At 42.7% G+C, this 22,438-nt stretch carries 16 protein-coding genes and 1 pseudogene; 12 read left to right on the forward strand and 5 right to left on the reverse strand.

Annotation, left to right across the window (positions count from 1 at the left end):
• Positions 1 to 91: 91 nt before the first annotated feature.
• The 3 genes from RMY16_RS02325 to RMY16_RS02335 all read right to left on the reverse strand — a co-directional run bounded on the left by RMY16_RS02325 (position 92) and on the right by RMY16_RS02335 (position 6,303).
• Positions 92 to 2,620: a mannose-1-phosphate guanyltransferase gene (locus RMY16_RS02325; RefSeq protein WP_322735018.1), complete on the reverse strand. Its 2,529-nt coding sequence runs from the start codon at positions 2,618 to 2,620 to the stop codon at positions 92 to 94.
• A gap of 347 nt (positions 2,621 to 2,967) precedes the next feature.
• A complete protein-coding gene (locus RMY16_RS02330) occupies positions 2,968 to 4,962 on the reverse strand; it encodes a glycosyltransferase (protein ID WP_322735019.1) in 1,995 nt (664 codons plus the stop codon).
• Between the two features lie 102 nt (positions 4,963 to 5,064).
• Positions 5,065 to 6,303: a glycosyltransferase family 2 protein gene (locus tag RMY16_RS02335; protein WP_322735020.1), complete on the reverse strand. Its 1,239-nt coding sequence runs from the start codon at positions 6,301 to 6,303 to the stop codon at positions 5,065 to 5,067.
• A 928-nt stretch (positions 6,304 to 7,231) separates the two neighbouring features.
• On the opposite strand from RMY16_RS02335, the gene RMY16_RS02340 reads away from it, so the two are divergent.
• The 11 genes and pseudogenes from RMY16_RS02340 (at position 7,232) to RMY16_RS02390 (ending at position 17,689) form a co-directional block, all read left to right on the forward strand.
• Positions 7,232 to 8,155 (forward strand): energy-coupling factor ABC transporter permease, encoded by a 924-nt coding sequence (locus RMY16_RS02340; RefSeq protein ID WP_322735021.1) that lies wholly within the window; start codon positions 7,232 to 7,234, stop codon positions 8,153 to 8,155.
• Positions 8,148 to 8,801 carry an energy-coupling factor transporter transmembrane component T family protein gene (locus tag RMY16_RS02345; RefSeq protein WP_292741072.1) on the forward strand — a complete coding sequence of 218 codons (654 nt, stop codon included), beginning with the start codon at positions 8,148 to 8,150 and terminating at the stop codon, positions 8,799 to 8,801. Before RMY16_RS02340 ends, RMY16_RS02345 begins: the two co-directional genes overlap by 8 nt.
• A 92-nt stretch (positions 8,802 to 8,893) precedes the next feature.
• Entirely contained in the window at positions 8,894 to 9,658 is a 765-nt protein-coding gene (locus RMY16_RS02350; RefSeq protein WP_322663027.1) for an ABC transporter ATP-binding protein, read from the forward strand.
• 268 nt (positions 9,659 to 9,926) lie between these two features.
• Complete coding sequence (locus tag RMY16_RS02355) at positions 9,927 to 10,403, forward strand: hypothetical protein (RefSeq protein WP_322735022.1); 477 nt, start codon at positions 9,927 to 9,929, stop codon at positions 10,401 to 10,403.
• Between the two features lie 270 nt (positions 10,404 to 10,673).
• On the forward strand, positions 10,674 to 12,626 hold the full coding sequence (locus RMY16_RS02360) for an iron uptake porin (protein ID WP_322735023.1): 1,953 nt from the start codon (positions 10,674 to 10,676) through the stop codon (positions 12,624 to 12,626).
• Between the two features lie 150 nt (positions 12,627 to 12,776).
• Positions 12,777 to 13,949: a hypothetical protein gene (locus RMY16_RS02365; RefSeq protein ID WP_322735024.1), complete on the forward strand. Its 1,173-nt coding sequence runs from the start codon at positions 12,777 to 12,779 to the stop codon at positions 13,947 to 13,949.
• Between the two features lie 78 nt (positions 13,950 to 14,027).
• Complete coding sequence (locus tag RMY16_RS02370) at positions 14,028 to 14,216, forward strand: hypothetical protein (RefSeq protein WP_322735025.1); 189 nt, start codon at positions 14,028 to 14,030, stop codon at positions 14,214 to 14,216.
• A gap of 221 nt (positions 14,217 to 14,437) precedes the next feature.
• Positions 14,438 to 15,094, forward strand: a complete 657-nt coding sequence (locus RMY16_RS02375; protein ID WP_322735026.1) for a DUF1361 domain-containing protein — start codon at positions 14,438 to 14,440, stop codon at positions 15,092 to 15,094.
• Between the two features lie 234 nt (positions 15,095 to 15,328).
• Complete coding sequence (locus RMY16_RS02380; protein ID WP_322735027.1) at positions 15,329 to 16,501, forward strand: hypothetical protein; 1,173 nt, start codon at positions 15,329 to 15,331, stop codon at positions 16,499 to 16,501.
• A 231-nt stretch (positions 16,502 to 16,732) separates the two neighbouring features.
• Positions 16,733 to 16,891: pseudogene (locus tag RMY16_RS02385) on the forward strand (AAA family ATPase); the annotation flags it as partial.
• A gap of 111 nt (positions 16,892 to 17,002) precedes the next feature.
• Positions 17,003 to 17,689 (forward strand): DUF4276 family protein, encoded by a 687-nt coding sequence (locus RMY16_RS02390; RefSeq protein WP_322735029.1) that lies wholly within the window; start codon positions 17,003 to 17,005, stop codon positions 17,687 to 17,689.
• Here the strand turns inward: RMY16_RS02390 and RMY16_RS02395 are convergent, their stop codons facing one another.
• Entirely contained in the window at positions 17,690 to 20,038 is a 2,349-nt protein-coding gene (locus tag RMY16_RS02395; RefSeq protein ID WP_322735030.1) for a putative PEP-binding protein, read from the reverse strand.
• A 675-nt stretch (positions 20,039 to 20,713) separates the two neighbouring features.
• Here RMY16_RS02395 and RMY16_RS02400 point away from each other — a divergent pair.
• Positions 20,714 to 21,184: an MgtC/SapB family protein gene (locus tag RMY16_RS02400; protein ID WP_322735031.1), complete on the forward strand. Its 471-nt coding sequence runs from the start codon at positions 20,714 to 20,716 to the stop codon at positions 21,182 to 21,184.
• A gap of 47 nt (positions 21,185 to 21,231) precedes the next feature.
• Here RMY16_RS02400 and recF read toward each other — a convergent pair whose 3' ends face one another.
• Positions 21,232 to 22,353, reverse strand: coding sequence for a DNA replication/repair protein RecF (gene recF / locus RMY16_RS02405; RefSeq protein ID WP_322663049.1), 1,122 nt, complete (start codon positions 22,351 to 22,353; stop codon positions 21,232 to 21,234).
• Positions 22,354 to 22,438 lie beyond the last annotated feature (85 nt).

A 22,438-nucleotide genomic window follows, 5' to 3' on the forward strand; every position in this document is an offset into this window, starting at 1 on the left:
CCTCAAGATAATTCGTAATTGTTAATTCGTAGTTCGTAATTAAAGAATTCAATTACGAATTACGAATTATGTTAGCGTAGCCCATTACGAATTAAACTTCGGCTGGTTGATATTCTTGTTGTCTTTCCACAAATGACTGAACACGGGTGCGGTAGTTTCTCACAGTCTCATCTACCCATTCGCGATCGTTGCTATTGGCATACAAATGCACCAGTGGTTCGCTGGCATCTGGTAAAACTAATAGCCAACTGTCATCGTAGGGTTGACAAATTTTTACCCCATCGATTAATTCTAGGTTTTGGGCTGGGTGAGTTTCCACTAAGTAACGCATTAAAGCACCCTTAGCTGTCCACGGGCAGCGAATTGTATAACTTTTGTGAATTACACGGGGCAATTCTGACCGCGCAGCAGCAAGCGATCGCTCCTGGATAGTCAACATCTCAATTATCTTCGCAATGCAGAACATGGAATCAAATCCCGGATGCAGTTGCGGGAAAATAAAACCAGTATCTCCACTACCTCCTAATACTACATTCGGATTCTTTTGACAAGCTTCCATTAAAGCTGTGGGGTTGGCTTTGGTGCGAATCACTCTACCATCGTGGCGACGGGCGACTTGTTCAATAGCGCTGGAAGCATGAACTGGCACTACTACCGTTCCTCTGGGGTTAGCCGTTAATATCATGTCTACCATCAGTGCTGTTAACATTTCCCCACGAATTGGGTAGCCTGATTCATCAACTAAAATTAGTTGTTCTCCATTAGCGGATACTTGCACTCCAAAGTTAGCTTTTAATGCTTCCACTACATGACCTAACTGAGTCAGCAGTCCTTCTCTGTCAGTGATTGACATCGCCGTTTTATTGACACTGGCATTCAGTACGACTGCATCAGCACCAAATTTATCCAACATTTGGGGTAAAACTGCCCCTGATACCGCATAAACATAATCAATCACCACTTTTGCGCGACTGTTGCGGAGCGTATGAACATGCAATAGTTTCTCAAAAGCAGTGCAGTAGCGATCCATGACTTGGCTAGGATAAGATACATCGCCAATTTCATGAATTAGCGCCCGCCGCATATCTTCCTTAAAATAAGCCCCTTCAATTTTCTTTTCTAGGGCTTTGGTGATATTAATACCCTTGGCATCCATAAATTCAATCAGAATGTAGTCAGGGCGATCGGGATGTACCCGGACGTGGATACCACCAGCTACCGACATTGTGGGTATAACTGTGCGGGCGATGGGGATAGCTGTGGCATCGAGATTTTGAATATCAATACCTACAGACATCAAACCAGCAATCAGCGATCGCGTCACCATTCGAGAGACATTACGCTGGTCACGGGAAACCGTTACCTTAGAACCAGGTTTCAAAGTAGAACCGTAAGCAGCTCCCAATTTCACCGCGAATTCTGGGGTGATGTCGATATTAGCTAATCCTTGAACACCACGTTGACCGAATAAATTTCGTTGGGCGGTGTTCCCCCAAATCAAGTTAATGTTTAAAACTGCCCCTGACTCAATCTTTTTGCTGGGCCAAACGCGCACACCAGGGCTAATTTGGGCTTCTTCTCCCACCGTGGAAAGCGAACCCACAACAGCAGCTTCTAATACATGGGCGCGGCGATCTACACGAGTGCCACGGGAAATTACACAAGCAGAAAGATGTGCTTCATCGCCAACGAATGCCCCATTCCACACTATGGGACGTTTGAGATTGGCATCAGCGCCAATAGTGACATTATCCCCAATTACGGTTCCTGCCTCAATCTGTACTCTTGCCCCAATGCGGCAATTGTCACCAATCACTACTGGGGTTTCAATCACAGCCGTCTGGTCAATATAAGTATTTTGGCCTACCCATAATTCATGGGAAACTTCTTTGTAGGCAAAATCTAATTGCACTTTCCGATCTAAGGCATCATATTGAGCCTCACGATAGGCATCTAAGTGACCGACATCACACCAGTAACCCTGAGCTATGTAACCATACATTGGCTCATCTTTTGCTAATAGTAAGGGGAATAAGTCTTTGGAAAAGTCACATTCAATGTTTGCTGGCAGATATTCTAAAACTTCTGGTTCGAGAATGTAAGTGCCAGTGTTGACGGTATCGGAAAAAATTTCACTACTAGAGGGTTTTTCTAAAAATCGCCGAATTCGTCTTTCCTCATCGGTAATCACCACCCCAAACTCAATCGGGTTGGGAACTCTGGTTAAAATCAAAGTAGCTTTTGACTTATTTTGTTTGTGAAATGCGATCGCCCCCGTCAGGTCAAAATCTGTTATGCTATCACCGCTAATGACTAAAAAGGTTTCATCAAGAAGTTCGGCAATATTTTTTACACAGCCTGCTGTACCCAAAGGCTGATCTTCTTCGACAGCATAAGTCATCTGGACACCAAAATCGCTGCCATCTTGAAAGTAGTCTCGCAAAACATCAGGTAAATAATGCAATGTTGCAATAACTTCTGTAACTTGATGTCGTTTGAGGAGATTGATAATATGTTCGGCAATTGGTCGATTTAGAATCGGCACCATCGGTTTGGGCAGATCGCAAGTTAACGGGCGAAGACGCGTTCCCGAACCCCCTGCCATCAGTACTGCACGCATAAATCCTCCTTAATTAGTTACAGCTTTCGCTGCTTGAAAACGTGTCAGATATATTTTGTTCTTCTTTCTCTAGTCTCCTATGGATATTGATATTTGAGGAACTTCCACAAGATGCATTACCGCAAGGCGGAAGTCAAAAGTCAAAAGTTTTGTACAAGGCTTTTGCAAGTTTTAAAATGGTAGCTTGATTTTTGCCGCGCTGTACTAGATTGGGTATCGGGCATGGGAAAGAGGCAGAGGGGCAAAGGGGATGGGGGCAGAAAGGAAATACTTGCTGTAATTGCTCCCCTGCTCCTCTGCTCCTCTGCTCCCCTACTTCCCCTGCCCTCTTTCCTCCAGTTCCCAGCTTATTGGCAATGATAAAGTTCATATTCGTAGCCGTCTACGCTAGGCATTGATTTAGTATCAGATATAGCGCATGTTTTCACGGTTTCTGCTACGGGTGCGTGAAAGTTTACCAGCCACAAGTCAAAAGGTCGTGGTAATTTTTTTAAAGTATTTTCTAGAGCAATGGTGGAAGCATTCGGATCTTGGTTTTGATGAGCAAGGAGAAACCGGGGATTTTGGAGTGAATTGGCAAGTTTAATCTCCCTAGCAACTCCCATCATTTCGCCAGTGTGTACATAAGTTTTGTGGGTGGTGGCAATCAGTACTGGTGTTGGGGATGTTTGTTGAATTAGTTGCACAAACACGTCAGGGCGATAATATTTTTGATAGCCGAGATTGCAGATTACTGTAACTGCACTGAAAAATCCCATTAACCAAATTAACATTACGGCTTTTTTCCCGTTTATTCCCCATTTACCTATGCTTGTTATCCCATTTTTCCCTTGCTCTGTTTCCATCCATTCTTGGGGAGGATGCCAACAAACTGCGAGACTTGCGCCTAGTAAAACAACGATCGCGGGAAAGTAAACAAAGTTATATCTAGCACCCCTAGTTAGGTCAATACCCAAAAAGTACGTAAAGATAAAGAATAAAGTGATCGCACTGATAACTACTCCCGCAAGCACCTGAATCATCATTCGGCTTTTTGGGTGCTGTAGTTGAATTTTAATCCCACGCAGCAAAATTGGTACTGCCCAAATAAAGAAAGTCAGCATCACCACTCCAGAAGGAATCACAACCAAAGCTTGAGAAGATTCGACTGGTAATAGGGAAATCATTGCAATCAATGTTCCTAAAGCTTGAAAAATGGGACTTAACCAATCTAGTCCAACGCGCGAACCTCGAATCCACTCGGTCAAAGCACCACGATTTTCATTCTCTAGCCAGGTTGGTATCCAAATTAAACCCGCCACACAAGTACCTATAGCAACGGCATAGATGCGTCGCCAGGGAGGAGAAAAGAGGAGAGAAAATTTGCTGCTAGTAGTCTGGCAAGTCAACTTTGCAGGGTGAGGGCTGGGGAAAGGGGAAAGGGGAAAGGGGAAAGGATTTAAAACCTTTCCCCCTTCGCCCTTATCCTTTACCCTGCCAAGTTCACTTGGCGAACTACTAGTTTGCAATTGAAACAAAGCCAGACAAATCAAAACTACAGCTTCTGTGCAAAGGGTAAGGGTGAAAAAATAATGAGTAGCAATACCTAAAGCATTAATTCCTATCCAGAAAAGCGCTATCCATATAGGTAAAGGTGTGCGGTTTTGAATATGACGTGTGGCAGTTACTAAGCAGGTGAGCGAACCAATTACCCATAAGATTGCTAAAGTGTAATGACGCGCTTCTTGTGCTAAAAATACGCCATAAGGTGATACTGCCATCATGGCAGCAGTCAAGTGTCCTACTAATGACGAACGAAACGCGACTCTACCTAACACGTAAACACACGGGATGGAGGCAGCGCCGATTATCGCTGGTAGCAATCGCGCCCCAAACAGCGATATTAATCCTCCATCGCTAGGAAATAATTTCATCCACAGGTAAGCCAGCACAAAATACAGTGGTGGATGACTATCTTGTGTAGCTAAGTTATGAATAACATCACCAATACTAGCCGCTGGGTTTGGTTGCAGTGGTTGTAATAGGATATCAGGTGCGATCGCTTGATCGAGGGGAACTGATAAAAAAGTATTCCCCAAGCTAAACACCAAGGTGGCAAACTCATCAGTCCAAGGAGGCTTTGCAGTCAAGTTGGTGAGGCGCAAGCTGATGCCGACGATGAACCAGATTAAGATCAGCAAGAGATGAACCCAGGAAGGAGGAAGGCGATGCCAATTATGCCAATGCTTGCGTTGTGAGCCAGAGTTTTTATCTGCCAGATGCAGGAAATGGGTAGCAGATGCAGGTAGCAACGAGATAATTTGTTTGTAAAAATAAAATGCACCTTGGAAAATAACTCTCATTGCTGGACCTCACACTCATGGATTTGTAGATTTGACGTTTGAGATTTAAGTTCGTTCTAAAATCTAAAAACAAAAATCTAAAGCTCAAATCCCTCGTTGTGATTATTTCACGTCTGTGACGCGCCAGCTAAGTTTCAAATTAATCCAGAAATTCCAGATGGTAGCAACTGCGATCGCTATCAACTTAGCTAAATACTGATTTATTTCCAAGACATTATAGAGAAAGTTAATTATTAAAGCTTGTAATATAACTCCTGCTAAACAGACCGCGCTGAACTTTAAGAATCGCTTGAAACGTTGATGCAAAGCACGTTGACCCTGAGAAATATCACTAAAAGTCCATACATCATTCCAGAGAAAATTATTTACAATTGCCACTCCGGCCGAAAGAATCGTACTGCGAGTTAAACCTAAATGAATTACAGTACGCAGCAAGTGAAACACCGTTAAATCCACAAACACACCACTAAAGCCAACAAACCCAAAACGGACAAATCGACCGACGGGAAAATTGACTTTTCTACTCAATCGTCCTACTTGCCCAGTGGAAAGACGCAATCGCACTAAGTGGTGGATGTAATCTATATATTGCTTCCATGTCACTTTACTCTCGCCCTCTTTGCGTTCGCAAAAGACATACCCAACCTCGGCAACTTGGTCTACTTTTCCCCGACCAATGACTTCTAGGAGAATTTTATATCCAACTGGATTGAGTGTTACACCTGCGATCGCACTCCGGCGCACCATAAAATAACCACTCATCGGGTCAGAAACTCTGCCCAATACTCCCGGTAAGATCACCAAGCCTAACAACTGAGCGCCACGAGACAAGAAACGCCTAACAAAACTCCAGCTACTAACACCGCCTCCTTCTACATGACGGCTAGCAACTGCCAAGTCTGCTCCTTGCTCAATATTACGCAACAGTTGTATTAGTATCTCTGGTGGATGCTGTAAATCTCCATCAATCACCCCCAACACACTCCCCCTAGCTGCTTGCCACCCACGAATCACCGCTGAGGACAGTCCCCGTTCGTGTTGGCGTCGCATCACCCGCAACTGGGGGTATTCTGTCATCAAAGATTGCGCTATCTCCCAGGTTCGGTCTGGGCTATCATCATCTACTACTATTAGTTCATAGTTTCCTGTAATAGATTCATCCAGTAATTGACTCAATATGATGACTACATTCTTGATGTTGTCGCGCTCTTTATAAGTAGGAATTACTAGAGAAAGATGAATAGAATTATCATCTGTACCCGCGGGGTTGGGGGGCAACTCTGAAATCTTTAGTGGCCCAGTTGATACTGTTAACAGCGAGTTCGATGAGTTTGTTTTCATATTCCAAATTGCAAAACGAGGGTGTGTAAAGTCTGGGGAAAATAGAATCAAACATCTGGTAACTTTATTGACCGAACCTAGTTACTTAAAAGTTGAGGAATCCTTTCGTTACAGTTAGTTGTCCTGAAAGTTTAGTAATTTCCGCACTTCGATTCCCACTATTTTCCTAAATTTCATCTAAATTTCACATCTTACCCCTTGTTTTTATGATATTATACGGAAAATTACGTATTTTTTAGCCAAATGTCCTGTACTTTTAAGTAAACTAAGTCAGCAAATATACAGTTTATTCAGCATATCTTTATAATTTTTTAATGATACTACAGGGAATATTAATCTAATATAGAGTATCGAAAATTTTGTTAATGTGCTTATAGATTATTGTTTTTACAGCAAGGTTAAGAATAAAGTGCAAATGCTGATTACATAAGCTTGTTACACGCGTAAAAACTTATTTTTTGATGCAACAAGGATTGAATTAGTTAAACACTACAAAACAAAAAAAAATAAAAATATTCTTTTGAGAAATACTTCTAGCTACTTCTTAACTGTAAAAGAGCTAGAAATTTCTATTTTATTTTTGAAAAAACGAACTACTCCATAAGGGTAAGAGGCAGTGAATGTTTCTTTATTACTTGTTTTTAGGAGTAATTTGATGAACCAAATGAGACTAGATATGTACAGTCTCGTTTTGGAAGATTTGTCAAGATTTAGCAATATAAAAAATTAAGATTAACAAAAATTAATATGTTACTAAATAAGTATACTATTTAGTAGACACTGGATTGAAAATATGTCAAAAGTAACATTATAAAATCCCCCAATAGGGCATTGCAAAAAAGAGAAAAATTTTGTTTGTTATTAAAATGATGGCGTAGTTTTATTGCTTGTTTTGAGTAAATGAACCTCTAAAAATACAGGGTAGATCATGCATATTCCTGATGGATTTGTTTCTATTCCGGTGGCTGGAGCTACTGGTTTAGCGAGTGCGGCAGCACTGTTTGTTGCCTTCGGGCGATCGCAAGAAGCTTTTGGTATTCGTCGTGCCCCGATATTGGGACTAACCACTGCCTTCATTTTTGCTGCCCAGATGATCAATTTTCCAGTAGCAGGAGGTACTAGTGGTCACTTGTTAGGGGGAACCTTAGCTGCGATCGTTTTGGGCAGTCCTTGGGCAGGAACCTTGTGTATCGCCACAGTTTTAATTATTCAAGCTGTGTTATTTGCTGATGGTGGTATTACTGCCTTGGGAGCAAATATTTTGAATATGGGAGTGATTGGTGTTTGGGTAGGCTGGGTTTTAACCGAAACCTTGCAACGGTTGTTTGGCGGATCTAAAGGGCGCTTACCTTTGGCTGCTGGTATAGCAGCGGGTGTAAGTGTAGTGGTAGCTGCGATCGCTTGTGCCATTGAATTAGCCCTCTCAGGAACTGCACCGGTAGCCATAGTTTTACCAGCCATGACTGGTGTGCATATTTTGATTGGTATTGGCGAAGGAATGATTACTGGGGGTGTGCTAACTTATCTGGCCACCGCCAGACCAGATTTGTTACCAGGCGAACAGCACGAGTTTCGCGGTTGGTCAGTGCCCATCGTCAGTATTTTCTTGATTGCGGGAGTGTTGTCACTCTTTGCTTCAGCATGGCCCGATGGTTTGGAGAAAGTTGCCGAAAATACTGGCTTCATTGACTTAGCTGAGAAAGTACGGATAATTGTGCCGACTCCCTTAGCTGACTATGGAATTGAGGGTTTGGGACCAATTGGCACTAGTATCGCTGGACTGGTGGGAGCTGCGGTTTGCTTTGCTGTTGCCTTTGGAATTGCCAAGGTAGTGAAGCCGAAGAATGCTTAAACTTTCCTTACCGCTACGCTTGCAACTGTCTCTAGTGATTGTGGTGGGAGCAGCTTTATTAAAGCATCATGCCTGGTATGGACTAAGTGTATATGGCGCGATCGCACTTTTATGGGCTTGCTTCTTGCGCGTACCAATTCGCCAATTGGGAGGATTACTCGGCACAGAATTGATTTTTTTGTCATTGCTAGCATTGCCCTTGGGATGGGAGCGAGCCAGTTTTTTGCTAGTTCGTTCGCTAGTTTGTCTGGTGACGATGAATAGTTTTTTGTTAACCTTACCGCCCCATAGTTTCGGCATTGCCCTTAAAACATTACCAGTACCAGCACCTTTAAAGGAAAACTTGTTATTAGCTGGGCAATATATGGAAATTTTGCTCTCAGAAGTAACGCGAATGCGGCGCAGCGCCCAACTACGAGGTCTGAATGGAACTACGGGATGGTTGCGCTATGCCAGTGCAGCCATGATTGGAGCTTTGTATCTCCGTAGTCTAGATCGAGCAGAGCGAGTCTATGCGGCAATGGTAGCTCGTGGTTACAACGGACAATTACCCATAGATTCTACCCTCAGACCAAAAGAACGTTTTGCCCTGTTACTAGCTTGGGCGATCGCTGCTAGTGTAACCCTAACTTCTTACAAAATTTAACCCACTCCCTACTAGAGACGCGACTAATCGTGTCTCTACCTAAGACGCGATTAATCGCCTCTCTACTCCCTTACATATTGAGTTTGTAAATTTTGAAATCATTAACTTCTAATCCCCAATTATCAACCCATAACCCCCATGCAGCTGTAGTCGAGGTTGAGAACCTGGTGTATTCATATTCTCGCCAGGAGCCAGTATTACAGGAAATATCTTTTACCTTGAACAAAGGCGATCGCGTTGCATTGATGGGAGCAACAGGTTCTGGAAAAAGCACCTTGTTGGAGAACTTAATCGGCTTAAAACAACCACAAACAGGAAAAATTACCATTAATGGCATCCCTGTAGAACCGCAAACTTTACCCCAAGTGCGTCGTCAAATTGGCTTTAGCTTCCAAGACGCCAACGACCAACTATTTATGCCCACCATCTTAGAAGATATTACCTTTGGGCCACGTAACTATGGGATGTCAGCAGCAGAGGCTAGCGATCGCGCCCGCCAGTTATTAGCTGATTTTGGTCTAGAAGCCTACGCCAATCGTTCCGCCCACGAACTTTCTGGTGGACAAAGACGCCTAGCCGCCCTAGCCTCGATTTTAGCCCTAGAACCAACAATTCTAATTTTGGATGAGCCGACTAACGGTCTCGATCCAGCATGGCGTCGTCATTTGGGGCAAGTATTATTAAAGTTACCCGTGCAAGCGATTTTAATTGCTTCCCACGATCTAAATTGGTTAGGCAGAGTTACTCAACGCGCTTTGGTACTGTCTGGTGGCCGTATTCAAATAGACAGCGATATTCAAGCACTGTTACAAGATGGTACTACTTTAGACCAGTTGGGTTTGCCGATAGATTGGTGATTTAGGCATGGGGCATTGGGCAGGGGAGCAGGGGAGCAGGGGAGCAGGGGAGCAGGGGAGAAATTACAGTAAGTTTTTCCCCTCTGCCCCTCGCTCACTGAGCGTAGCCGTACCCCTCCAGGGAAGCAAGCTACGCGCAACGTCTCGTAGAGAAGTGCCGCCCCTTTTCCCCTCTGCCCCTCTGCCCCCCTGCCTCTTCTGCCCAATCCTCCCATTTCCCCGTAATATTGGATACTATATTGTGGGTTGAATTGCTGTTGGGGTGTTAATGTCTGTTTTACGTAAATATACTGTTCTTGCTCCTGTGAGTCTAAGTATTGCTTTGTTAGTTGCTAGTTGCAGTGACAATAAAGTTTCCCAGTGCCAACGACTGATTCGAGTTGTGAATGCTGGAACTTCTCTAATTGATAAAAGTAAAGGAACGCAAGTGATAACTAGCATACAGCTATCTAAAGATTTAGACTTTGTGACTAAATCCATTGGAGAACTGAAGCTAAAAGATCCGAAGCTGAAAGAATTTCAAAGCGGTTTTGTGAAGATTTTTCAAAATCTTAGTCAAGCGATCGCCAAAGCAGGTAAGGCGCTTGGTGCAACCAAGACAGCACAAGCCTCAGAATCTGGAAGAGCAAAAATCCAAAAGGCTAGAGCCGAAATTGATTCAGCACTGACAACAGCTACAACTTTTGGCAAACAGTCAGATACATTAGTGAATCAGATGAATAAGTATTGTAGCGAGCCAGAATAATCTATCCTATCTGGGGCATTGGGCGTTAGGAGTGCTGAGTGCTGAGTGCTGAGTGCTGAGTTAGGAGTTAAGAGTTAATAGTTAGGAGTTTTGTTTATCTTCTTATCTCCTTGTCCCCTCATTTCCTGCCCCTCTGCTCCCCTGCTTTCCCTTAACACTCTGATTCAGGGTAACTTTTATCACTTTTTTTTCAAAAATTTTCCTGATATACACCAACTTTATCTGTCAAAAGAAGTATTGGTGCAAGTCAAATGAAATACCAGGAGTGATATGAGTCTACTGATGGCGAGTGTGCTGACAACAGTGCCAATATCTGCGGTCAATTTACCAGAAAAGTCCGTAATTCTGCCAGAAAATCCGGTGCAGCAGTCAACACAGGATAATTTATCTCAAGTTGTCTCACCTGCTGAAATTACACCACCTGAATTCGTGCAACCAGATATAACCACCTCGTCAGCGATAAAAAGTAAGTACGAGAATATACTTAGAAAAAGTAGAGACAAAATTCAATTCATCAGTTCACCTAACTTACCTGAATTAAAAGATACTCAATCTGTAACAGAAGCTGTACAGAACCAGGAAAGTACAGAAGAATTTTCCCAATCTCCTCATCCTCCAGACTCAGACAACCCAATGTCTCAAGTCACCTCAGTATCGCAACTCCAGGATGTGCAACCCTCCGACTGGTCTTTTGGTGCTTTGCAGTCTTTAGTAGAACGCTATGGCTGCATTGCAGGATACGCTGATGGAACTTATCTAGGGAATCGTAGCATCAGCCGTTATGAATTTGCGGCTGGTTTAAGTGCTTGTTTGGAGAAGATTAACGATGCGATGCCTGCGGTGGTCACTGAGCCTGTCCTGAGCGTAGCCGTTGGCGCAGCCTCTCGTAGAGAAGGGCGCAGCCGAAGTGCGGGCTACGCCTACGCTAACAATAAAATTAATACTGTTAATAATGAAGATTTAATCTTGCTGCAAAGATTGCAAGGCGAGTTCAAATCAGAGTTGCAGCAATTACAGCAGCGCGTCGAAGTTGTGGAAAAGCAGACTAGTGAATTACAAGGAAATCGGTTTTCCACAACAACCAGATTATTTGGTCAAGCCATTTTTAGCGTTCAAGGAACCAATAGCCCCGATGTCGATTTGTTTCCTAGAGATGGAGTACCTGAACGCCAGGGAAAAACTAATCTGACTTTTACAAGTAGCGCCCAACTAACCTTAGCAACTTCATTTACAGGGCGAGATTTGCTACTAACAGGTCTGGCTGCGGGTAATTTGGGTTCTAATGCATCGTTGTTATCTACCAATATGGGGCGCTTGGGTTTCGAGTCAAATACAGACAACAATCTAGTTGTTAGTGACTTATCTTATCGATTTCTGGCCTCGGAGAACTTGGGAATTGTTGTAGGTACGGCGGGAGTCAACCCGATTAACACCTTTCGCGGTATTAGCCCTTTAGAAGGTTCTAGCGATGGTGCAATTTCTCTATTTGGTCAGCGCAACCCGATTTTAAGTATTGGTAACGGCAGTGGTGGTATAGGCTTTGACTGGCAGATTAGCGATCGCATCAGTTTGCAAGGCGTTTATAGTGCAGAAATACCCAATTTTCCTAGCGACACCAAGCAGGGCGGACTATTTGGCGGTAGATATACTGCTGGCGCTCAGTTAAGTTTAGCACCCACAAATAATATCGATGTCGGCGTACATTATCTTTATTCCCACTCCCCAGATGGCTTACTGGGAGGTGGTACTGGCGATTCTCAACTGATTTCACCTTTTGCAGATCCTACAGCTTTCGATACCCAAGCCATTGGCGCTACCGTTGCTTGGCGAATTAACCCTAACTTGCATTTGGGCGGTTGGGGTGGCTTTACTTCCTCCAAACCATCTAACCTTTCTGGAAGTGTAGAAACTACTAACTGGATGGTGTTCGCGGCTTTTCCTAATTTGTTGCGTCCTGGGAATTTAGGAGGCGTTCTCGTTGGACAACCACCCAAAATTACTTCCAGTACTTTAGCCGACGGCTTCAATTTTCCCAACTTTTCTGATGGGGGGACAGCAGGTGGACGTAGTGACACATCAATTCACGTAGAAGTTTTTTACCGCGCCCAACTGAGCGACAATATCGCCTTGACTCCAGGCTTATTCGTTATTTTCAATCCCGATCACAATGCCGCTAACGATGCATTAATCGTTGGGACATTAAGAGCAAGTTTCCGGTTTTAATTTTGTACTGATGTAAACGTAACAAAATACGCTATTTTAATACTGAATTTATCAGTATTAGATGCTTTCACGATCCATTAGGAGCAAGGAAAAGTCATGCGTAAACCTACGCGTATTTTTTTTATATGTGATTAAAGGAGCAAATTTTTCATGAAATTAAATTCATCAGTTCAGTTGGGTTGTGTTCTTGTTAGCAGCAGCAGTTTAGCCGCAGTCTTCATCGGTTTAGGTGGAACAAGTGCTTCTGCTCAATTCACAATTCAAAGTACTGGCACATTATCAGGTACTATCCAACTCCCCAGAAATAATCCCAATTTTAATCAAAGCACTACTCGCATTGATACAGACGATACGGGGACTTACTCGCGGAACTTAGGAACTAAAAACAATCCTAATTACGTTCCTATATACAAGTCAGACTATGTGCAGGTACAAACACGCTCTGATGGTAGTCTGCATTATTTTGTTGACTTTAAAGGCATTCCGATTGTCTCCTTTAATGGCGTTCTGACTTCTCCAATTCTTTCTGGCGGTGAGTTGACACCCTATAAATACCAAGGACAATTGGCAGGAACTACATTTCAAGGAGTAGTTCAGGATGAATTTAATCTCACCAAAGCCTTATACACTGGTATTGTCACCGATCCAAACACTGGAAACCAGTATCAGGGCACTTTTGAAGTGAGTGGATATGGAGTCCGATATAGCGATCGCAATGGTAGCGCCACCCCCACAGTCTTTGATTTCAAATCCGATCTCCCAGGTTCGCCAAAGGTAACATCTTTGGAAATGACTAACGCACCCCTGGCAAGAATACAAATTAAAGTACCTGCAACTGCAACTCTCATAACTCCTACACCAACTACCGGTAGTGTTAGTACACCCACTCCCCCACCAGTAATTAGCAGTGGTAGTACACCCACTCCCCCACCAGTAATTAGCGGTGGTAGTACACCCATTCCTCCATCAGTAATTGATAGTAGTGCGATCGCCCCTACACCTGTAGTTAGTGGTGGTGCGATCGCCCCTACACCTGTAGTTAGTGGTGGTAGTGCGATCGCTCCTGCATCTGTAGTTAGTGGTGGTAGTGCGATCGCTTCCTCGACACCTACAACCTATACATCTGGATCTAATTCTCCATCACTTTCTACTACACCTAATATGGAATTCAGTAGCGGTAATTCCCTAGAGGTCAATCAAATAGTTGTCAACCCTGCAACCCTTGCTCAAGCTGCTTGTTCACTGGATTCTGCCAAGAGTTGTATAATGCCCACTTCACCCAAACAAGCGATCGGCCCCCGTAGTCGAGTGCTACTGCGTTAGTTAGGGACTTTCAAATAAAAAATATCCAATTATTTATTGTGGGGTGGGCGTCTCGCCCGCCCCTAAGCAAAGGCTAACTTGACAAAAACTTTAGGTGCTTCTGGAACTCTACCAGGGCAAAATGAAATCAATATAATAGTTAGCACAGGAGCATACATTGCAATTAAAAAAGCCCACCATAAGTTATTCGCGGCGTTTTTGTTGGTCAGACCACCTTTCGGTAGTATGCTTTACCCTAATGATTTTCTGGCTATACTAGTGACTTAAGCCGATTGATTGATAAATTTCATCCTCCAGCATAAAATACACAAAAACTCTAAATTTCGACCATATATCAGTATGTCTTTACTTCTCACTGAGATAAAAATCTTGTCTGATGTTTGGAGGAAATTAATTTTCTTGTAGGCTACAAAAACTTAATCGCTAAAGTTAACACTAACACTACAGAGTAAATCTAGATCAATCAAACATCTTCCGAGTAAGCACCTATGAAAGAAGAATTGATAGCCAGAGTCGTGCAGGTCTTGCAAATTAATATGAGTTGGATGACTTGGAATTTGTTTCTGGCTTTTATACCTTTGGCTTTGAGTGTCTGGCTATTTCGCATGAGGCGCGGTGGCACTTGGCTTTGGTGGCTAGGATTTTTAGTTTTCTATGCTTTCTTACCAAATGCACCATATTTGTTGACCGATGTAATTCACTTGATAGATGATATCCGCACGATTCAATCGGTGTGGATGATTACTTTAGTACTTATTCCTCTGTATTTGCTAGTAATTTTAAGTGGATTTGAAGCTTATGTAATATCGTTAATTAATTGGGGTCACTACTTACATCGCATCGGCAAGAGCCAATGGATTTGGCGCGTTGAGACGATTACACATTTTCTCTGCGCTGTTGGTGTTTATTGGGGGAGATTTTTGCGTTTCAACAGTTGGGATTTTATTACTCAACCCGATGCCTTACTTACCAAGGGAGTAGAAGAAATTCTGGGAAAACAGCCCTTGGTGATTATTGCTATCACCTTTGTGGTACTTGCAAGTTTGTACTGGATTATGAAACGAGTAACTTTAGGTCTTAGCCAATCAAATAGCAGAATAGGGATGAACTCAGGACGCACAAACTCTAATACGCCAAACATTTGATCGACGTGCCGATTTTAGCTTTGAAATTTGGGGTTTTAATTAGTAATTCCCTTAATGAATATTGCCTATCAAAAGAAAGATGCAACTAAACCTTCCTTGAGGTGAAATAAACTCAGAAGCAAACGGTTGAACTTCAACCGCCATCACCTGAGAATCATGTCCTATCAGATCGTTAAATATCGATGGTCTGCTCTGATGTGGTGTATCTAGTCATGTTGATAGGAAGGATATAATATGCAATTAATCTCTAAAGAGGAAATCAAGACATTAATAGAACAGCCAAAAGGAAATTGTGTTTCCATTTATATGCCAACGCACCCAGCCGGGCCAGAAGTGCGACAAGATCCAATTCGCTTTAAAAATTTGATCAAAGAAGCAGAGACTCGTTTAATTGATGCGGGTTTGGAGGAGAAAGATGCGATCGCATTATTAGAAAAATCCCAGGAAATTGATACCCAAGAGTTTTGGGAGCAAATAGGAGAGCAAGGGCTGGCGATTTTTATTTCTGACAATATTTTTCGCTATTATCCCCTGCCAATTGATTTTCAAGAGTTGGTTGTGGTTACAGACCGGTTTCACATCAAACCACTGCTACCAATTTTAAATGGCAATGGTCGCTTTTATATCCTGGCTTTGAGCCAACAAGATGTTAGGTTCTTTGAAGGAACACGCTACAACGTCAGAGAGGTAGAAGTAGAAAATCTGCCTAAAAGTCTAGATGAAGCTCTGCAAAGAGATGATACCGCTAAAGAAGGTCAGTTTCGGATTGCAACATCAAAAGGGGGAACCTCCAATTCTTTTCAGCAACCAGGTACGTTTCACGGACAGGGAAGCCCTGACAGGGATAGACGCCAAGAAGACATCCTCCAATTCTTTCAAATTGTTGATCGCGCATTATACGAAAAACTAAAATTGCAAAAAGCGCCTTTGGTACTGGCTGGGGTAGAGTATCTCTTGCCTGTGTATAGACAGGCAAATACTTACCAGCATTTAATGGATGAAGCTATCACTGGTAATCCAGAAATTCTCAGTGCCCAAGAGTTACATGACCAAGCTTGGCCGATTGTTGAGGCTGATTTCCAAAAGTCACAGCAAGCAGTTTTGGAGCAATTTCACGAATTGTTTGGTGGTGATACTGGTAAAGCATCTAACAACCTCCAAGAAGTTATCTCAGCAGCTTATTACCAACGCGTGGATTCATTACTAGTTGCAGTTGGTCAGCAACAATGGGGTTTATTCGATCCAACCTCAGAAACGGTTTATTTGCACCCAGAAAAAGAAGCTGGTGATGAGGATTTGTTGGATTTTGTTGCTGCTCATACTTTATTAAACGGTGGCACGGTTTACGCTGTTCCTTTTGAAGAGATTCCATATAGCACAGCCGTTGCGGCAATTTACCGATATTGACATTTTGATGGTGTTGTATAAAGTTGAATCTGCTATATACAACACCATCGATGATTACTATTCGCTCCTTTATAGTGCAAGATTTAAAAAAATATCTGCTCATAAGGTTTTCTAGATTTTCTATTTGCAAAATCACAAAATCAAAATAATGCTCTACTAAAAGTCTGTGGGTGTTATACAAGAGGAAGCAAATACACTCTTACGGATTTAGGAGACCGACTTTTGAACAGGCTGCAACGATTAACCATTAATGGATTCAAGTCTATTAAGGCGATGGATCTTGAGTTGCATCCTTTAAATATCTTGATTGGAGCGAACGGAGCAGGCAAAAGCAATCTCATCTCCTTCTTCAAGATGCTTAATGAGATGATGGCTGGACGGTTGAGAAGGTAAGGAGTCGCAATTCAAGCGGCTTAATCCCACAGAATTAGAAGCTTGGCTCGACGAGTACAGTCTAGGAGAAGTCTGGGAGAAAAATATCATTGGCAAAGGGCCGCATTAATGGTGCGCCTCTACCTATTTGCTGAAGGACAAACTGAGCAAACATTCGCCGATAACATCCTAAAACTATATCTTGCTCAACATAGTGTTTTTATGGACAAGATTATGCTGATTGCTCATGCCAGAAAGAAAGGTCATGTGCATCGCGGTGGTCGTCGAAAGTACAAACCTATGAAGGATGACATCGTGCGCTTTCTCAATCAAGAGAAAGGCTCTAAGGTGTTCTTTACTACGATGATTGATTTGTATGCTATTGCTCCTGATTTTCCTGGATTCGCTGAAGCTGAGAGTCTGCGCCAAAATCCTGTACAACGGGTCAAATTTCTAGAGCAACGCTTTGCAGAGGATATCGGTGATTACCGATTTCTCCCGTACATTCAGTTACATGAATACGAGGCATACCTTTTTGCTGATCCAACGTGCTTTAAATATCTGGATGCTCTTCGTACAAGGGAGATTGAGGCTCTCCAGGCGATCGCTAATCAATATGAGACACCTGAGTTGATCAACGACGGACAGCAGACAGCTCCCAGTAAACGCATCATCGCTCGGTTTCCTGATTATGAAAAAGCGAAGCCTGCTTTTGCACCACAGTTGGCTGAACGAATTGGACTAGAAGTAATTCGGAGCAGGTGTCCCCACTTCAACACATGGCTGTTACGGCTAGAATCATTGAATGACTCCTAACTAATGAAGTTTGCGTCGTGCAGCTGCTAAAATTAAGCGCTGTTCAGCACGAGCGATCGCTTGATATGTTCGTTCGACTGCTTCCGGTTCAACAGAAATGGAAGTAATACCCCATTCTACTAACTTATCGATGATTTCTGGATAGAGGGCTGGTGCTTGACCGCAGATTGAACAAGGTATACCGGCACTTTTAGCCATTTGGATCAGTTGAGCGATCGCACTCATAACTGCCGGATGACGCTCATTAAATACTTTTGCTAGCTGTCCTTGTTCTCTATCCACTCCTAGCAATAATTGGGTCAGGTCATTTGTACCAATAGAAATTCCGGCTGCGCCTGCTTTGACATATTCTGGTAGTAAAAACAAGACGCTTGGCACTTCTGCCATCATCCACAATTGAAACTGTGACACCTCAGTTAAAAGAGCTTGCTCAACTTTGCGACGGCAAAAGACAAATTCTTCCACAGTTCGCACAAAAGGCAACAGTAGATTGACATTGTTGTAGCCAGCTTGCTGAACACTTGCCAAAGCTTGCAGTTCCAACTCAAATACTGCGGGATTTCGTAAATAGCTAAAGGTGCCGCGTTCACCTAACATCGATTGTGGCGAAGATTCTAAACTATCACGCAATGATGGTAAATCTTGCGATCGCCAATCTAAAGAACGATAAAAAACTGGTCTTGGTGCAAAAGCACGAGCAAATTGCATAATCTGCTCAGACCATAGCTCTAACAATTCTGCCTGACGCTCGCTTAAAATCCAACTATTAGGATGTTGCCCATTCAATATATTTAGTACCATCAATTCGGAACGCAACAATCCCACTCCATCCACAGGCATGTTTTGCACTTGTTCAATTAAAGTGGATTGACTCAAGTTAACCAGCAGTTGGGTAGCAATCATAGGTAGATGAGACGTAACAGCAGGATGAGGCGCTTTCGGGTTGGGGTGATGGGAAGAAAGAAGATTTTCTTCTTTTCCTTTCTCCATCTCCTCCTTTGAGTCTCCTTTGATGCGATAAACTTCTCCTCTGTCGCCATCAAGCAGCAATCGTTCGCCAGTTTGGATTAAAGTTGTAGCAGAGGTCGCATTTACTACTGCTGTAATACCTAATTCTCTAGCTAGAATTGCCGCGTGACTGGTTAATCCCCCTTGTTCTGTGATAATACCACCAACTTGTTGCAATAATGGCAACCAATCAGGTGTGATCGTTGGTACTACTAAAATTACTCCTTTAGCTAGTTGTTCGGGTTTCTGTTGCGGATTAATAATTACCAATGCGGTAGCTACAACACGTCCCCCTGCTGCTCCTAGTCCCTTCATGAAGTGTGTGTGGGAAGTTAATTTTGAAGGACTCACTTGTGTTATGTAGAGCTTGCCAGATGTCGTTTGTTGAGTGATAGTCCATTTAATGGTAAAGGTTTTACCTAGTTCGCTTATCAGTTGAGTTCCCAGAGCAATTATTTGTTGTAAGTATTCTTCTTGTAAAGAGTACTGTTTTTGTTGTGCTTCTGGAAGCATATAGGTAATCAGACAGGTATGATCTGGTGTTAACGCTGAGTTCGGCACGGGTTGCAAAAAAACTCCAGAGGCTGCATCATCAACGCCATAAGCCAGCATTTTATTGCCCAGTTGTTGCTCAAGCACAACCCCACTTCCCGGTTGAATATAGTAAACATCTGGCTGTACTTCGCCAAGAGCGATCGCAATTCCTAATCCCAAAGTAGCTTCAATTTCCCAGCCAGAGGCATTGGTTGTGAGCGAACCACTGGCGATCGCATTTTCAACAGGTTGCACTAAAACTGCGAGATTAATTTGTTGCAGATTAATTCCTAAGTGCTGCCAATATAATAGACTCCGGGCCCGAAATATTTGACTCCAGGTACGCTTTAGAGCCAGTGCGATCGCTTCCGGTTCGCATCGGCAAAATACCGACTCTAGTAAACCCGATATATTGTTGTTTATACCTGGCGTAGCAGTTGATACTGCCAAGGAAGGTCGAAGAATCAAACAGCTAGTTTGCCATTCTCTAGCGGCTTGGAAAATTGGACTCACCCACTCCTGGGTTACAGTCGCAGTCAGAATTTCTTGGCGCAAGCGACTAGCCACCTGCTGAAGTTGACGCCAATTAGTGACATCCAGGTGTAGCGAAGAATGGGGTAAGTCAGCTACTAATGATTCTGAACTATTGAGATTTTCGAGAAATTGCCGTAAAATTTCTGTCGAAACTACAAAACCAGGCATTACCGGATAGCCACGCTGGATAATTTTGCTCAAGTAAAAGGCTTTGTCACCTACTTTGGCACGGTCTTGTAGTTTAATTTGATCTAGCCAGTAGAGTTTATTCACTCAATTTGTTAGTTGTCTATTTGTAGGCACAGCCATTTCTTTTTGGTATGTTATCAGGTTAATCCACTGACTTCTGAATAAAAAGTACTCAGGGCTGACAGCAGTTTTCTTTTGCATGAATTACAAAGTTACGGGTTTTGAAGCAGGATACAGGAGAATTCATAATTCAGGAGTTAGAAGTAAAACAGGCTTTACATCTGGCTTTGAGACGAATCGTTGTGTACTTAAGTAACTGGAAATACGCTATATAGCTAATTTGCTCGAGTTGTACATGGTGGTATCATATTTAATTATTGAGTGTATGGGTTAAACAACTTAAGGTATAATTTTGTTTCTCAGTCATTTTAAATAGCCAAAAAAGTATTTAGTAAACTTAAAATTTATGCAATCGATCACGGGGCGATCGTTGCCACAATTTCATAATGCAAATCAATGCAAATCTCCATTTATTGACCAGAATAATATCTTATTGAAAAATAATCCTAATAATAGAAAATATTAATTCTCCGTTTCAAAACCATTCCTAAATTGATAAAATCAAAATACGAGATAGGCTATTGCACTACACCCATTGGATTAAACTCCATTAATAAAACATTAGAATAGTTTTGTACTATTTTTATAAAATATTACGATTTAACCCAGTATATAGAATTCTCCATATCAGACTAAACATTGTCAAACACTTACTACCTTGCAACTAATGATTGGCTGAATATCAGCTTCCGGCTATGTATTGCATTGCTGGTTGGAGCAATCATCGGCTTAGAACGTCAAATTAGGCGCAAACCAGCGGGTTTAAGAACTCACATGCTGGTGAGTTTAGGTTCAGCCTTATTTACCTTGATAATCATGCAAACAGAGGGACTACAAAATAGCCCTGATGCACTTAGCCGTGTGATTCAAGGGATTGCGGCTGGTGTAGGATTTCTCGGTGCTGGAGAAATTGTGCGTCAATCTTCCCAAGAATCACAGCAATTTGAAATTCACGGACTCACCTCAGCAGCGGCTATTTGGGTTTCGTCTGCATTGGGAATTGCTGCTGGCTGTGGTTTATGGCAGTTAGGATTAATCAGTGCTATCCTGACTTTTTTGGTTCTCAATGTTTTTAAAAGGTTAGAAAAACATCACAAAAAATCAGAGTAGAGGTATACAGATGGACGCTATAAATCCCCGGATGAAATGTCTTTAAATTAATTTTTAATTGTTAATTCCCCTGCTTTCACCAAAAGAATTTGGGAGGACTTCAACCATTGGGAATCAAAAGAACCTAAGTGAGTGGTAGTAATCAGGGTTTGAAAGCGGTCTTGAATGGCATCAAGCAATTGATTTTGGCGGGATAAATCTAGTTCGGCAAGAACATCATCCAGTAATAGTAATGGTGGCTCTTTGACGACTTCTTCAATTAATTGTAATTCGGCTAATTTTAAAGCTAGAACCAGCGTTCGTTGTTGACCTTGAGAACCATATTGGCGAGCGGGTGTCTGGTTAATAGTTAATTCTATTTCGTCTCGATGCGGGCCGACAAGAGTCGTGCCTTGGTGCATTTCAGCAACGGCTCGCTGCTGAATTTTTGCTAAAAAAGCTTGCTGTACTTCTTCTGGATGGTTATCCTCTAATGGAATATTCGGCACGTACTTAATTTGTAGAACTTCTGTACTGCCGCTAATACTGCCGTGCCAGGTGGTCGCAATGGGAGCTAATCTTTGGATAGCGCGATCGCGTCGTCTAATTACTCTAGTTCCTGTGGTCGCTAACTGTGCATCCCACACCGCTAGTTCTGAGTACTCTGTATCCAGTGCTGAGTCTTGAGTTTTTTTTAAAAAGGCATTGCGCTGGCGTAACACATGATTATACTGCTGCAAAATGTGAGCATAAACTGGTTCCAGTTGAATTAATAGTGTATCTAACCAGTTGCGGCGACCTTCCGGGCCGCCACGTACTAGTTCTAAATCCAAGCTGGAAAATTGGACTGCATTGAGAACGCCGAGAAAATCCATTTGACGGCGGATAGATTCGCCATTGAGAGCAACACTACGGCGACCATTGCGGCGCAAAGTTAAGGTCAGGTCACTAACACCTGTTTGTCGTTCAAGGGTGGCATCAATTTGGGCTATGGCTTCCCCTTCTTGAACTAAATCGCGATCGCGGGTCATTCGGTGCGATCGCAATGTTGCCAGCAACTCCACCGCCTCTAACAAATTCGATTTTCCTTGAGCATTATTACCTACCAAAATTGTTTTGGCAGCAGTAAACTCAACATTTTGGTCTTGATAATTGCGAAATTGTCGGAGGTTTAGAGTTTTTAGGTACATAACGAAAAGTTAGGAGTGAGGAATTAAGAGTTAGAAATTATGAGTAAGGAGTGAGGAATTTTAAGTTTTGAGTTGTGAATGCAAA

The organism is Nostoc sp. DedQUE12b, from assembly GCF_034530835.1.
In the GTDB taxonomy this organism is placed as follows: domain Bacteria; phylum Cyanobacteriota; class Cyanobacteriia; order Cyanobacteriales; family Nostocaceae; genus Nostoc.